We start from the raw sequence: 13,149 nt of genomic DNA, 5'->3' as shown, positions 1-13,149 counted from the left end.
GGGGTGACCGTGGCGGGTTCAGGGCCCGCAGGACAGGGCGGTGAGCACCCGGTCCGGGGTGAGGGGAAGGGTCCGGATCCGGCGTCCGGTCGCCCGGGCCACGGCATTGCCGACCGCCGCGGCCGTGCCCACGATGCCGATCTCGCCGATGCCCTTGCTGCCCATGGGGTTGAGGTGCTTGTCGTGTTCGTCGAGCCAGTCGACCTGGACATCCGGTACGTCCGCGTGCACGGGTACGTGGTACGAGGCCAGGTCGACGGCCGTGAAGTCCCCGAACCCGGGGTCGAGGGCACTGCCCTCCGTCAAGGCCATGCCCAGGCCCATCACCATGCCCCCGACGAGCTGGGAGCGTGCGGTGTCGGGGTTGAGGATCCGCCCCGCGGCGAACACGCCGAGCATCCGGGCCACCCGTACCTCGCCGGTCACCGTGTCCACCCGGACCTCGGCGAACTGCGCCCCGAAGGCATGCCGTGCGTAGGGTGAGCGCTGCTTCGCCGACGCCGTGGTGTCCGCGGAGACCGTCAGCCCGCCGTCCGGGACGGCACCGCCGTGCCGTGCCACCGACGCGGCCAGGGCCACGCACGCGTCGTGGACGGCCCAGCCCCAGGACCCCGTCCCCGATGAGCCCCCGGCCAGCGAGGCGGCGGGCAGTCCCGTGTTGCCGATCGCCACGGCGACCCGCTCCGGCGCCACGCCGAGGGTCTCGGCGGCGATGTCACCGAGCACGGTCCGCGCGCCCGTGCCGATGTCCGTGGCATTGACCTCGACCAGATAGGTGCCGTCGGCCCGGGCATGTGCCCTCGCCGACGAAGCGGCCGCCCACACCGGGTACGTCGACGCGGCGACGCCGGCTCCGATGAGCAGGCTGCCCTCCCGCCGGGGCGCCCGGCACGCGGGCCAGCCGAACCGGGCGGCGCCCGCCCGGAGGCACTCCACGAGGCCGCGGCTGCTGAAGGGGCGGCCGCTGTCGGGTTCGGCCTGCGGTTCGTTGCGGATGCGCAGGGCGACGGGGTCCATTTTCAGGGCGTCCGCGAGTTCGTCCATGGCCGACTCCAGCGCGTACATGCCCGGAGCCTCTCCGGGGGCCCGCATCCAGGACGGGGTGGGCACGTCCAGTGGTACGACCTCGTGCGCCGTGAGGAGCGCCGGCGCGGCGTACATGACGCGGGCGGGGACGGCGGCCTGCTCGACGAACTCGCGTACCCGGGAGGTGTGGGTGGTCACCTCGTGGGCCACTGCCGTGAGGGTGCCGTCCTCGCGCGCCCCCAGCCGCAGCCGGTGCAGCGTGGCCGCCCGATGGCCGACCACCGCGGCCATGTGACGGCGTGGGAGCGCGAGTTTGACGGGACGCCCGGTGCGCAGGGAGGCCATCACGGCGAGCACGACGTGCGGCCGCGGGGTGCCCTTGGCACCGAAGCCGCCTCCGACGTGAGCCGAGTCGACGGTGATGCGCTCTTCCGGCAGGTCGAACAGGGAGGCCAGAACGGTGCGGACCATCGTCGACCCCTGGCTGGAGTCGTACACGGTCAGGTGCTCCGCATCCTGGTCCCAGTGGGCGGTCGCGGCGTGCGGTTCCATGGGGTGGTTGTGCAGCGGCGGGACCGCGTACCGGCAGTCGACGCGGACGGGGGCCGTGCGGAAGGCGGCGGTGGCGTCGCCCTTCGACCGGACGGCCGGATACCCGCCGTTGACCTGGTCGGGCGTGTAGGCGCCCGGGTGCTCCTCGCGCAGCGTGACGTCGAAGCCGGTGGTCTCGTACGCGATGCGGACGGCGTCGGCGCATGCCTGGGCCGCCTCGGGTTTCTCGGCGACGGCCAGGGCCACGTACCAGCCGCGGTGCGGGACCTGCGGTCCTTGGAGCACCAGCAGCGTCGGGTCGTCGGCGGCTCCCAGCCGCGGCGCGTCGAAGGGGGTGAGGACGGTGACGGCGCCCGGCACGTCGAGGGCTGCGGCGGTGTCGACGGTCAGCACCCGGCCCGGGCCGACGGTGGCGGGGACCGGGCAGGCGTGGAGGCAGCCGGGCGGCGTGTGGTCGGCGGCGTATCGGGCGCGACCGGTGACCTTCTCGGGCCCCTCCCGCCGGACGGCGCGCCGCCCCGGCGCGGTGGTCTGCACGGGGGCCTGCGCCGGGGCCTGCGCGGTGGAGGGGAATCCCGCTTTCATGATCGCTCCCGTCGCTCCCGTTGCTTCGTCCGCCCGGTGGCGCCTCGCAGCCCACCGATCACGTGGGCCCGGTGGAGACGGAGGCCGAGACGAGGCCGTCGAGCACCTCGCAGGCCAGGTTGCGCGCCAGCTCCACCTTGAACGCGTTGTCGGACCGTGGACGTGCTCTGCTCAGCTCGGCCTCCACCGCGGTGCGCAGGACACCCGGAGCGGGTTCCTCGCCCAGCAGGAGCTCTTCGGTCGTGCGGGCCCGCCAGGGGCGGTGGGCGAGCCCGCCGAAGGCCAGCGCCACGCGCCGCACGCGCCCCTGCGACAGCTCCAGGACGGCGGCGACCGAGACCAGGGCGAAGGCGTACGACGCCCGGTCGCGCACCTTGCGGTACCGCGACGGCACGCCGAAGGCTCCGGCCGGGAGCAGGACGGCGGTCAGGAGCTCGCCCGGCTCCAGCAGGGTGTCCCGCTCCGGCCGGTCGCCGGGCAGCCTGATGAAGTCGCCGACGGGAACGGTCCGGGTCCCCCCGTCGGCCGGACCGAGGAGTTCGACCGCGGCGTCGACGGCGGTCAGTGCCACGGCGAAGTCGGAGGGATGGGTGGCGACGCAGGACGGGGAGTGGCCGAGGACGGCGTGGTCCCGGGTGATGCCGTCGAGGGCGCCGCAGCCGCTTCCCGGGCGGCGTTTGTTGCAGGGTTTGGCGGTGTCCTGGAAGTAGGGGCAGCGGGTGCGCTGGAGGAGGTTGCCGCCCGTGGTCGCCATGTTGCGTATCTGGGCGGAGGCCCCGGACAGCAGGGCCTGGGCCACGACGGGGCACCCGCCGACGAGCGGGTGGGCGGCCAGATCGGCGTTGCGGACGCCGGCACCGATCCGCAGCCCGCCGTCGGAGGTCCGCGTCACGCTGCTGTCGAGGAGCCGGCTCACGTCCACGACGGTGTCCGGCTCCGCCACGCCCAGCTTCATCAGGTCCACGAGGTTGGTGCCGCCGGCCAGGTAGGCGGAGCCCGGCCGGCCGCCGTGCGCCTCGATCGCACCGGCGAGATCGGCGGGGCGGACGTACCCGAACGCCTTCATGCGATCACGTCCCGGACGGCGTCGATGATCCGGGGGTAGGCCCCGCAGCGGCACAGGTTGCCGCTCATGCGTTCCGCGATCTCGGCCCGGTCCCACCGCGACGGTTCCCGGGCGTCTTCGCCGTCCCGGGCGCCTTCGGACAGCATGCCGACGGCCGAGCACAGCTGTCCCGGGGTGCAGTACCCGCACTGGAAGGCGTCCCGGGCCAGGAAAGCCTCCTGCAGGGGGTGGAGCCGCCCCTCGGTGGCCAGTCCCTCGACGGTCGTCACCTGCGCCCCGTCCACCGCGGCGGCGAGCACCAGGCAGCTGTCGACACGCCTCCCGTCCAGCAGTACGGTGCACGCCCCGCACTGCCCGTGGTCACAGCCCTTCTTCGCCCCGGTGAGCCCGAGGTGCTCACGGAGCGCATCGAGGAGCGTCACCCTGTGGTCCACGTGCAGGGTGTGCGTCTCGCCGTTGACGTGGAGCACCACGTCCGAGGTGAAGCCGTCGCCTCCGCTCATGCCCTACCTCCGGGGGCGCGTCTGCCCACTCTGCCGCCCCCCATCCCTACGGTATGCCTACGGGCTCCCCGGGGCTCGTGATCTTGCCGGAAGCCCTTTCCTTCCGGGGCATCTCCCCTACGCTTGCCAGGGTCACGGCCAAGATCGAACGAGGGGGGTACACCCATGCCGTACGAGATCGGCGCCAAGGTGAGGCTGACCCGGGATGTGCAGATCACCGCGAACGACACCCCGGTCAGGATCGGCTTGCCAGGTCCGCTGTTCCTGGGCGAGGGATTGGAGGGCGTCGTCACGGGCGCGGCACAGGCAGCCAGCAGCTTCGCGCAGGAGCAGGCCGCGATGTTCGATCAGCAGGTCCGCCAGGCCCAGTTGCAGGGCTTCGCGGCCGGCCTCGTCGAGCAACTCCGTCAGCAGGTCGTCGGGCACGGGGCGTACGACGCCGGAGTCGGCTCTCAGATCAGATACAGGGTGCGCTTCGAGAACGGGTTCGTTCTCGACGGTCTCGGAGAAGACGGACTGACCCGAGCCTGAGTGTCCGCCACCACGCCCCCCGCGGCCGGCGGGGGCGTGGTGGACCGGCCGCCGAGCCGGTGCGGCGGCCCTACTCAGCCCGGGTAGGCGATCGAGCCCAGCGGGGGGCAGGGCATGAGCGTGGTGCCGGCGCCGGGGCGTTCGACGAAAGCCCGGGCCGCGGCGGCCCGCAGGCGCTGGGAATCCAGGTCGTCGGCATACCAGGCATCGCGCCTGGCGCGGGCGTAGTCCCACGAGTCGTCGATGAGGCTGAGGCTGGTGTTGCCGGAACTGCGCTGGAAGTCCGCCTTCAGGGCCGCCTGTTGGAGTGCGGTCTGGGTCGCGGCGAGTTCGATGCGGGTGATCAGGACGCCGAGGGTGTCCGGTTCGCGGGTCGGCATGGGGGCCTGCGGGAGCAGCGACACCCCGGTGTCGAGGCGGCCGATGTTGTCCACGCTCGCTTGCTGCGCGTCCCTGATCATGATCTGCATTTCCTGGTGCAGCCAGTAGAACTCTTCGAGGTCGGCCTGGGTGATGCGTATCCGCTGGTACAGGGCTTGGAAGCGGGGGTCCTGGTGCAGCGGGCGGATGAGGGGGATGTGGAGCGCCACGCAGTCGTTGAAGCCGCCCGACACCGCGGCCTCCAGGTGGAGGATGGCCACGTCCGCCTGCCCCTGTGCGCACGCCAGCCCGGCGAGGCTCGCACGGCCCGCAGCGGCGAGCCACGCGCCGTCGGGTCCGAGCGCCGTGGCACGCGCGACGACGTCGTGGAGGCCCCTGGTACCCGCCACGGCGGGTCCCTTGGCCAGGATCTCCACCAGCACTTCGTGAAAACGGGTGGCCAGTGAGTTGACCGTGTCGACCATGGATCTCCTCGTACCTCGGTGGTGAAGAGCTGTTGGGGCATCAAGTCTGCGGCAGCCCCTAGAAGATGACGGGCGGACGAGGTGAGAGGTTCCCGCTCGTACCCGGTCGTGCCGGTTGCGCCCCGACCCGGCCGTGGACGCCGGGATCTGCTGGCGGGCACGGCGGCGCTCCTCGGCCGTCGCGACGCCGTCCGGCCGTGCCACGTTGCGAGCGGAGTGCGGCCGCTCGCTGTCGGCGGGCAGCGTGATCGCACCCGGTAGGAGCCCGGTGCGGACCGGGTAGTCAGTTCACCGGGATGATGTCGGGGGCGCCGAGCCGGACGGCGTCGGCGGTCCGGTCGTCCGGTTGCTGCTGGGCCTCGCGCTCCGCGGCCACGCGCTTCAGGTAGTGGTCGACCTCGCGGTCCTGGTGCGCCCGGTCCCATCCCAGGTGGGGCGCCATCATCCGGGCCACGGTCGGCGCCGCGTCCACCCCGCGGTCCCAGGACTCGATGGAGATCCGGGTGCGTCGGGCGAGCACGTCCTCCAAGTGGCGGGCCGCCTCGTGGGTCACCGCGTAGACGGCCTCGACCCTCAGGTAGTCGTCGGAGCTCGGCAGTGCCTCGCCGAGCGAGGGGTCGGCCGCCACCAGGGCGAGCAGTTCGGGCGCCAGGGAGCCGTAGCGGTTCAGGAGGTGCTCGATACGGGCGACATGGAGCCCGGAGCGCTCGGCGAGCCGGTGCCGGGAGTTCCACAGCGCCGGGTAGCCGTCGGCGCCCAGCAGCGGAACGCGGTGCGTGACGCAGTCGGGGACCTTCTCGTCCAGCGCCCGGGCAGCCTCGTCGACGGCGTGCTGGGCCATGACCCGGTACGTGGTGTATTTGCCGCCCGCCACCACGACGAGCCCGGGCACCGGATGGGCGACGAGGTGCTCCCGGGACAGCTTGCTGGTCTCCGCCGCCTCGCCGGACAGCAGGGGGCGCAGGCCCGCGTAGACGCCCTCGACGTCCTCGGGGACCAGGGGGGTGGCCAGGACGCTGTTGACGTGTTCCAGCAGGTAGGTGACGTCCTTGGAGCTGAGGGCGGGGTGGGCCTTGTCCAGCGTCCAGTCGGTGTCGGTGGTCCCGATGATCCAGTGCCGGCCCCAGGGGATGACGAAGAGCACGCTCTTCTCGGTGCGCAGGATCAGACCGGTGCGGGAGTTGATGCGGTCACGGGGAACGAGCAGGTGGACGCCCTTGGAGGCGCGGACGTGGAACTGACCGCGGGTGCCGGCCATGGCCTGGGTGTCGTCCGTCCACACCCCGGTCGCGTTGATGACCTGTTTGGCCCGGACCTCCGTCTCGTCGCCGCTCTCCAGGTCCGTGATGACGGCGCCGACCACGCGCTCGCCCTGGCGCAGGAAGCGGCTGACGCGGGTGCGGTTCGCGGCCAGCGCCCCGTACGAGGCGGCCGTACGGGTGAGGAACAGGGTGTGCCGGGCATCGTCGACCTGGGCGTCCCAGTACTGGATGGCGCCCACCAGGGCGTCGGAGCGCAGGGCGGGCGCCTCGCGCAGGGCCGCGTGCCTGCTCAGGTGGCGGTGGTGGGGCAGGCCTCCGGAGGTGCCGGAGGCCCGGGCCATCGCGTCGTACAGCAGCACACCGCTGCCGACGTACCAGCGCTCGGCGACGCGGTGTTGCAGGGGGTAGAGGAACGGGACCGGGCGTACCAGGTGCGGGGCGAGGAACCGGAGCAGAAGGCCCCTTTCCTTGAGGGCTTCGGCGACGAGGCGGAAGTCGAGCATCTCCAGGTAGCGCAGCCCGCCGTGGATGAGTTTGCTGGAGCGGCTGGACGTGCCCGAAGCCCAGTCGCGGGCTTCGACGAGTCCGACGCTCAGGCCCCGGGTGGCGGCGTCCAGGGCTGTGCCGCTGCCGACGACGCCGCCTCCGACGACGAGGATGTCGAGTTCGCCCTTCCCCATGGCGGCGAGGGCCCGTGTGCGGGCTCGGGGTGACAGGGCCACCGGATCGACCATGGTCACTCTCCTCCTCTGTGCCGTGGGCGAGGCGGCTGCAGCTATTCGACCTTGGCCCAGTCGAGGGTCCGCTCCACCGCCCGCTTCCAGCCCTCGTACCCTTCCCTGCGTCGTTCCTCCGGCCATTGGGGGGCCCAGCGCTTCGACTCCTGCCAGTGGGTGCGCAGTTCGTCCGTGTCCCGCCAGAAGCCGGTGGCCAGGCCGGCCGCGTAGGCGGCGCCGAGCGCGGTCGTCTCGGCGACGACGGGACGGCTGACCGGTACGCCGAGGACGTCGGCCTGGGTCTGCATGCAGAGGTCGTTGGCCGTGACTCCCCCGTCCACCTTGAGCACGTCGAGGTGGACGCCGGAGTCCTGTTCCATGGCTTCCACCACGTCGCGGGTCTGGTAGCAGATGGCTTCCAGGGTGGCCCGGGCCAGGTGGCCGTTGTCGTGGTAGCGGGCCAGGCCGACGATCGCGCCGCGGGCGTCGGAACGCCAGTAGGGGGCGAACAGGCCGGAGAAGGCCGGGACGAAGTAGATGCCGCCGCTGTCCTCGACGGTGCTCGCCAGGCGCTCGCTCTCGGCGGCATCGCTGATGATCTTCAGCTGGTCGCGCAGCCACTGCACGGCGGAGCCCGTGACCGCGATGGATCCTTCGAGGGCGTAGACCGCCGGGCTGTCGCCGAACTGGTACGCCACGGTGGTCAGCAGGCCGTGTTGCGAACGGACCAGTTCCGTCCCGGTGTTGAGCACCAGGAAGTTGCCGGTTCCGTAGGTGTTCTTCGCCTCGCCGGGCGCGTAGCAGACCTGGCCGACGGTGGCCGCCTGCTGGTCGCCGAGGACACCGGTGATCGGGATGGCTTCGCGCAGCGGGCGGGAGGTGCGGGTGCGCCCGTACGCCTCCGGGTGGGAGGACGGGTTGATGGTGGGCAGCATGGCCCGGGGTACGCCGAAGAAGCCGAGCAGCTCGTCGTCCCAGTCGAGGGTCTCCAGATCCATGAGCATCGTGCGGCTGGCGTTGGTGACGTCGGTGGCGTGGACGCCGCCATCGGGGCCACCGGTCAGGTTCCACAGCACCCAGCAGTCGGTGTTGCCGAAGAGGGCGTGGCCCTGCTCGGCGGCCTCCCGCACGCCGTCGACGTTCTCGAGGATCCATTGGATCTTGCCGCCCGAGAAGTACGTGGCCGGCGGCAGCCCCGCCTTGCGGCGGATGACGTCGCCCTGGCCGCCGCGCTCGAGGGCGGCGGCGATGGAGTCGGTGCGGGTGTCCTGCCAGACGATGGCGTTGTAGTACGGGCGTCCCGTGCGGGGGTCCCAGACGACGGTCGTCTCGCGCTGGTTGGTGATGCCGACGGCCGCCAGGTCGGAGGCGTCGAGGTTTCCGTGCCGGAGCGCGTTCTGGATCACCGAGTTGGTGCGTTCCCATATCTCCACGGGGTCGTGTTCGACCCACCCCGATCGCGGAAGGATCTGGGAGTGCTCCAGCTGGTGCCGCGCCACCTCGTTGCCGTCGTGGTCGAAGATCATGAAACGGGTGCTCGTGGTCCCCTGGTCCACTGCGCCGACGAAGTCAGCCATGGGGTGCCGCCTCCTTTGGGATGCCGTGTGCGGGGCTGTCGTCCGGTCCGGGACGGGAGGTGTGGTGTCCTGCGCCGCGGTGGCCGCGGCTCAGTCAGCTCTCTTCCGGTGCCGGTACGCGTCCGGGAGGCTCCGGTTCGGCGGTCGGCAGGAACCTGCCGATGAGCAACTTGTAGATGGCCGCCCCCAGCAGACCACCGATGAACGGGCCGATGATCGGCACCCAGAAGTAGAAGTTGCCGTACTGATCTCTCCATGCCGTGCCGTAGCCGGTGATGAAGCTGGCGAGACGGGGGCCTAGGTCACGGGCCGGGTTGATCGCGTACCCGGCGTTGGTGCCCCATGCCATGCCGATCGCGACGACGATCAGGCCGACGATGAACGGGGCCAGGTTGGCTCCGGGCGGCGTGCCCAGCAGGTCCGTGACCGCGAAGATCAGCAGGAGCAGGAGCGCGGTGCCGATGATCTGGTCGCGCAGTGCGCCCCACTCTGTCACCGGCAGGTTCGGGTTCCCGTTGGCCGGGAGCGTGGAGAAGACGCCCTGCGTCTTGATGGTGTGGCCGGGGTCGGCCTTGGCCAACGCCTCGGAGTAGTTCCAGCGGACGATCAGGGCGGCGACGAAGGCTCCGGCGACCTGGGCCAGCGCGTAGGGCGCCACCCTGCTCCACGGGAAGCCCTTGAAGGCGGCCAGGGCCACGGTCACCGCAGGATTGAGGTGGGCGCCGCTCAGCCTTGCCGCGACATAGACGCCCAGGGTCACGCCGAGGCCCCAGGCCCAGGCGATGCTGTCGTGGTTTCCGAGCCCGCCCGCGGGGTCCGTCAGGGCTCCGCCGGCCACCACCTGGGCCACGACACCACAGCCGAACAGGATGAGGATCATGGTGCCGGCGAACTCGGCTGAGAGTTCCCCGACCAGCCCTGATGCTTTGAGCCGCTCACTCATGGGGTTCCCGCTTCCCGCCGACCCGTAGATCGGCATTCGACTGCCCCGAGCCCCCGCTTCAGCGTAAGGCGGGTCGGCCGGACCGGAAACAGGAACCGATCCGCCCTGCACGGGCCGGTGCCCGCCCGCCCCGGCACCTCGCTCCTTCCTCGGGTCGTCGCCCGAGTTCTCGCCGATGTCCTCGGCATGGCAGCACACTGTTCGTATGGCGCGCCCTCACTGACGGGCCTGCCCGGCGCTCAGTGCCCGGTGCCCCTGCTCCTTGCTTCGTGCTCCGCGCTCCGTGCTCCGTGCTCCGTGAATGGGCCGGGCTGCTCACACACCGGTTCCGACCGGGAGGCACACGATGAAAATGCTGATCAACAGTCCGCAGACCGTGGTCGCGGACGCCCTGCGCGGGCTGGCCGCGGCCCACCCGGACCTGGACGTGGACACCGAGGCCCGGATCGTCGTACGCCGGGACGCGCGGCAGGGTGGTCGGGTCGGTCTGGTCTCCGGTGGCGGTTCCGGCCACGAGCCCTTGCACGCAGGCTTCGTCGGACCCGGAATGCTGTCCGCCGCCTGTCCGGGCGAGGTGTTCACTTCCCCCGTGCCCGACCAGATGGCGGGGGCGGCCAAGGCCGTTGACTCCGGCCAGGGAGTCCTGTTCGTCGTCAAGAACTACACCGGAGACGTACTGAACTTCAACATGGCGGCCGAGCTCGCCGAGGAGGACGGCATCCGGGTCGAGCAGGTGCTGGTCAACGACGACGTCGCGGTGACCGACAGCCTCTACACCGATGGGCGTCGCGGCACAGGGGGCACGCTCTTCGTCGAGAAGATCGCCGGTGCGGCGGCGGAGGAGGGGGCGCCGCTCGAGCAGGTCGCCGCGGTCGCCCGGCGGGTCAACGAGGCCTGCGCCAGCTTCGGCGTGGCGCTGACGGCCTGCACCACCCCCGCCAAGGGCAGTCCCACCTTCGACCTGCCGGACGGTGAGCTCGAGCTGGGAATCGGGATCCACGGCGAGCCGGGCCGCAAGCGGAACCCGATGATGCCCGCAGGGGAGATCGCGGAGGTCGCGGTGGGCGCCGTGCTGGACGACATGGCGCATGCGGCCCCGGTTGACGGGCCGGTGCTGGCCCTGGTGAACGGCATGGGCGCGACGCCGCTCCTGGAGCTGTACGGCTTCCACGCGGAGGTGGCGCGGGTGCTGGCGGCTCGGAGCGTCACCGTGGCCCGGACCCTCGTGGGGAACTACGTCACCTCACTGGACATGGCGGGGTGCTCGGTGACGCTGTGCCGGGCCGACGAGGAGCTGCTACGGCTGTGGGACGCACCGGTGCAGACGGCAGCTCTGCGCTGGGGCCGCTGACCTTGAACAGCTCGCGGCAGACGGCTCGTCGTGGGCGGCGCGGCCACCCTCCCGGACCCGGTTCCGTCTCCGCACCGCCAGGCGGAGGAGGGCCTGGGGTGCCGGCCGGCATCCGTGTCACGCCGTTCCGCCGTTCGGATACGAGGACGATCGGGGGTTCCCCATGCACTCCCGCCAACTCACGGTGGCCTGCGCCGCGCTCGCCGCACTCGCCCTGCCCGCCGTGCCGGCCGCCCCGACACAGCAGGCCGTCACCACCGACATCTCGCGCACCAGCCCCTACGGTCAACTCAGCGCGAAGGCGTACTGGCAGTCACGCGGCTCCCTGACGATCCCCACGTCGTCGCTGGGCGACACCTGCGGGGATGGCCACCGCTCGTACTGGCAGATCGTGTGGAACCCGGACACGAGCAGCCAGGGCACCGGCGAGAAGCGCTACGCGGACGAGTGCAGGACCACGGCCTGGACGGACCCGACCCACGTGTCCGCGTCCTACATCCGGTCGATCGACGTGTGGGTGTGCCACCACCGGTGGTGGGGCAGCGACGAGTGCGACCGGGCGACGTACCACAACCCCTACTACACCCCTTGACACCCCTTTCGCCGGCCGAGCCTCGATCCGAGGCTGCCGCGCAGCCGATCTCGCACGTCAGGAGAGCACGACCGGGTGGCCGGTCAGGTGCACGCCCGCGTGCTTCATCTCGTCGACGGCCGCCCGGGTGGTGTCGGGAGCGACTCCGGCGGTGTAGTCGAGCAGGACGCGCACGGCGAAACCGGCACGGATGCCGTCCAGGGCGGTGGCCTTCACGCAGTGGTCGGTGGCGATGCCCACGACGTCGACCGCTGCGATCCTGCGGTCGTGCAGCCAGTCGGCGAGCGGGGTTCCGTCCTCGGTCGAGCCTTCGAAGCCGCTCTTCGAGGCCGAGTGAGCGCCCTTGTAGAACACCTCGTCGACGGTGCCGTCCGCGGTGACGGGCGCGAAGTCGGGGTGGAAGTCGCCGCCCTCGCTTCCGACCACGCAGTGGACCGGGAACGAAGTCGAGTAGTCCGGACGGTCGGAGAAGTGCCCGCCCGGGTCGATGTGGTGGTCGCGGGTCGCGACGACATGCGCGTACGCGCTGCCCGCCGACCGCCGCACCAGGTCGGCGATGGCCGCCGCGCGGTCCGCTCCTCCCTTCACCGGGACGCTGCCGCCCTCACAGAAGTCCTTTTGTACGTCCACCACGATCAGCCCACGTCGCACGGCTCGTCTCCTCTCTGTCGCGTGGTGCCGGCCAGCAGGCACCGGCTCTTCCCCGTCACCGCTGCCGACGAACTAGATGAGGTTCTTCTCCATCGCGGCCACGTACTGCTTGACGGGGTGGTCGCGCAGCGCGTCGCTCGCGGGGGCCAGGAGGTCGGCCGTGGCGCCCTTCACGTGGTCGCCGAGCGCGCTGAGGAGGGGCATGGAGGTACGGATGCGGCCGGCGGAGTCGATGTAGTGCAACGTGTTGACGTGGGTGTAGGCAGGTTCCGGCGGGAGGTGGGGGACGATGTCGTTGTTGTTGACGTAGCGGTGCAGGCGGTCCTTGAAGCCCTTGTTGCAGGAGGCCGCCAGGAGCCGGTCGCAGGTGCGGGGCTGGCCGTAGGTGTAGATTCCGTCGGCCTGCAGGTGGGGGGCCTCGAGGTAGATGCGGCAGCCGGCGAGCATCGCGAGGGCCCCGCCGAGGCTGTGACCGGTGAACCACACGCTCTGGTCGTTGTCGCGGAAGTCGGCGAGTGCTTCCTTGACGGTGGGGAAGATGGAGTCGAGGGCCTGGCCGAAGCCGTAGTGGACGTACCCGGTGCCGGCGGGGCCGGGGCTCGGAGGGGTGGTGCCGTCGGAGAGCCAGTCTCGGATCTGCGCGGGCTCGGTTCCCCGGAACCCGGTGATGATCATCTTGTCGCTGGCGATCGTGTACGCCTGGGTGTCCTCCAGCGGGAACGGCGGGGTGAAGCGGGTGTGGTGATGGCGCACCCGGTCGAAACCCCACTCGCGCGCGGTGGCCGCCACGGTCGCCTCGTCCTTGTAGGCCAGCGCGGCTGCCTTCACCATGCCGTACGCCAGGTTCGGGCTGTGCTCGCGGGCGTTGTGGTCGATCCCGGTCGGTGCAGACACGGCATTGGCCTTTCCGTCGATGGGTCCGCCGTTCCTGCACGGGGGCCGGCAAGGC

The 13,149-nt window shown here is 71.6% G+C and carries 12 protein-coding genes; 3 read left to right on the top strand and 9 right to left on the bottom strand.

Features of this window, described 5'->3' with window-relative positions; genetic code table 11:
* Positions 1–18 precede the first annotated feature (18 nt).
* The 3 genes from ACZ4VL_RS28210 to ACZ4VL_RS28200 are packed head-to-tail and all read right to left on the bottom strand — an operon-like array spanning position 19 to position 3,732.
* Positions 19–2,163 (bottom strand): xanthine dehydrogenase family protein molybdopterin-binding subunit, encoded by a 2,145-nt coding sequence (locus ACZ4VL_RS28210; protein WP_468205215.1) that lies wholly within the window; start codon positions 2,161–2,163, stop codon positions 19–21.
* Between the two features lie 58 nt (positions 2,164–2,221).
* Positions 2,222–3,229, bottom strand: coding sequence for an FAD binding domain-containing protein (locus ACZ4VL_RS28205; RefSeq protein ID WP_468205213.1), 1,008 nt, complete (start codon positions 3,227–3,229; stop codon positions 2,222–2,224).
* On the bottom strand, positions 3,226–3,732 hold the full coding sequence (locus ACZ4VL_RS28200) for a (2Fe-2S)-binding protein (RefSeq protein ID WP_468205210.1): 507 nt from the start codon (positions 3,730–3,732) through the stop codon (positions 3,226–3,228). Before ACZ4VL_RS28200 ends, ACZ4VL_RS28205 begins: the two co-directional genes overlap by 4 nt.
* A 165-nt stretch (positions 3,733–3,897) precedes the next feature.
* Between ACZ4VL_RS28200 and ACZ4VL_RS28195 the strand changes: the two genes are divergently transcribed.
* Positions 3,898–4,263: a hypothetical protein gene (locus ACZ4VL_RS28195; RefSeq protein WP_468205207.1), complete on the top strand. Its 366-nt coding sequence runs from the start codon at positions 3,898–3,900 to the stop codon at positions 4,261–4,263.
* Between the two features lie 74 nt (positions 4,264–4,337).
* Here the strand turns inward: ACZ4VL_RS28195 and ACZ4VL_RS28190 are convergent, their stop codons facing one another.
* The 4 genes from ACZ4VL_RS28190 to ACZ4VL_RS28175 all read right to left on the bottom strand — a co-directional run bounded on the left by ACZ4VL_RS28190 (position 4,338) and on the right by ACZ4VL_RS28175 (position 9,606).
* A complete protein-coding gene (locus ACZ4VL_RS28190) occupies positions 4,338–5,108 on the bottom strand; it encodes a hypothetical protein (protein ID WP_468205205.1) in 771 nt (256 codons plus the stop codon).
* A 283-nt stretch (positions 5,109–5,391) separates the two neighbouring features.
* The gene (locus ACZ4VL_RS28185) at positions 5,392–7,104 is read right to left on the bottom strand and encodes a glycerol-3-phosphate dehydrogenase/oxidase (RefSeq protein ID WP_468205203.1); all 1,713 of its coding nucleotides are present in this window, start codon (positions 7,102–7,104) and stop codon (positions 5,392–5,394) included.
* Between the two features lie 41 nt (positions 7,105–7,145).
* Entirely contained in the window at positions 7,146–8,663 is a 1,518-nt protein-coding gene (glpK, locus tag ACZ4VL_RS28180) for a glycerol kinase GlpK (RefSeq protein WP_468205200.1), read from the bottom strand.
* Between the two features lie 94 nt (positions 8,664–8,757).
* Positions 8,758–9,606 (bottom strand): MIP/aquaporin family protein, encoded by an 849-nt coding sequence (locus tag ACZ4VL_RS28175; RefSeq protein ID WP_468205198.1) that lies wholly within the window; start codon positions 9,604–9,606, stop codon positions 8,758–8,760.
* Positions 9,607–9,952: 346 nt separating this feature from the next.
* Between ACZ4VL_RS28175 and dhaK the strand changes: the two genes are divergently transcribed.
* Positions 9,953–10,957 (top strand): dihydroxyacetone kinase subunit DhaK, encoded by a 1,005-nt coding sequence (dhaK, locus tag ACZ4VL_RS28170; RefSeq protein WP_468205195.1) that lies wholly within the window; start codon positions 9,953–9,955, stop codon positions 10,955–10,957.
* Positions 10,958–11,120: 163 nt separating this feature from the next.
* Positions 11,121–11,549, top strand: a complete 429-nt coding sequence (locus tag ACZ4VL_RS28165; protein WP_468205193.1) for a hypothetical protein — start codon at positions 11,121–11,123, stop codon at positions 11,547–11,549.
* Between the two features lie 57 nt (positions 11,550–11,606).
* Here ACZ4VL_RS28165 and ACZ4VL_RS28160 read toward each other — a convergent pair whose 3' ends face one another.
* Positions 11,607–12,200: an isochorismatase family protein gene (locus ACZ4VL_RS28160; protein ID WP_468205190.1), complete on the bottom strand. Its 594-nt coding sequence runs from the start codon at positions 12,198–12,200 to the stop codon at positions 11,607–11,609.
* A 72-nt stretch (positions 12,201–12,272) separates the two neighbouring features.
* Entirely contained in the window at positions 12,273–13,094 is an 822-nt protein-coding gene (locus tag ACZ4VL_RS28155; RefSeq protein ID WP_468205188.1) for a lipase family protein, read from the bottom strand.
* Positions 13,095–13,149: the final 55 nt, after the last annotated feature.

The organism is Streptomyces sp. NPDC029014, assembly GCF_055564695.1.
This window is presented reverse-complemented; position numbering and strand designations above follow the sequence as displayed.

What these genes read in the sequence shown, in the direction of transcription:
- ACZ4VL_RS28210 (WP_468205215.1), bottom strand. Translation starts at nt 2,163, where the DNA reads ATGAAAGCGGGATTCCCCTCCACCGCGCAGGCCCCGGCGCAGGCCCCC.
- ACZ4VL_RS28205 (WP_468205213.1), bottom strand. Translation starts at nt 3,229, where the DNA reads ATGAAGGCGTTCGGGTACGTCCGCCCCGCCGATCTCGCCGGTGCGATC.
- ACZ4VL_RS28200 (WP_468205210.1), bottom strand. Translation starts at nt 3,732, where the DNA reads ATGAGCGGAGGCGACGGCTTCACCTCGGACGTGGTGCTCCACGTCAAC.
- ACZ4VL_RS28195 (WP_468205207.1), top strand. Translation starts at nt 3,898, where the DNA reads ATGCCGTACGAGATCGGCGCCAAGGTGAGGCTGACCCGGGATGTGCAG.
- ACZ4VL_RS28190 (WP_468205205.1), bottom strand. Translation starts at nt 5,108, where the DNA reads ATGGTCGACACGGTCAACTCACTGGCCACCCGTTTTCACGAAGTGCTG.
- ACZ4VL_RS28185 (WP_468205203.1), bottom strand. Translation starts at nt 7,104, where the DNA reads ATGGTCGATCCGGTGGCCCTGTCACCCCGAGCCCGCACACGGGCCCTC.
- glpK (WP_468205200.1), bottom strand. Translation starts at nt 8,663, where the DNA reads ATGGCTGACTTCGTCGGCGCAGTGGACCAGGGGACCACGAGCACCCGT.
- ACZ4VL_RS28175 (WP_468205198.1), bottom strand. Translation starts at nt 9,606, where the DNA reads ATGAGTGAGCGGCTCAAAGCATCAGGGCTGGTCGGGGAACTCTCAGCC.
- dhaK (WP_468205195.1), top strand. Translation starts at nt 9,953, where the DNA reads ATGAAAATGCTGATCAACAGTCCGCAGACCGTGGTCGCGGACGCCCTG.
- ACZ4VL_RS28165 (WP_468205193.1), top strand. Translation starts at nt 11,121, where the DNA reads ATGCACTCCCGCCAACTCACGGTGGCCTGCGCCGCGCTCGCCGCACTC.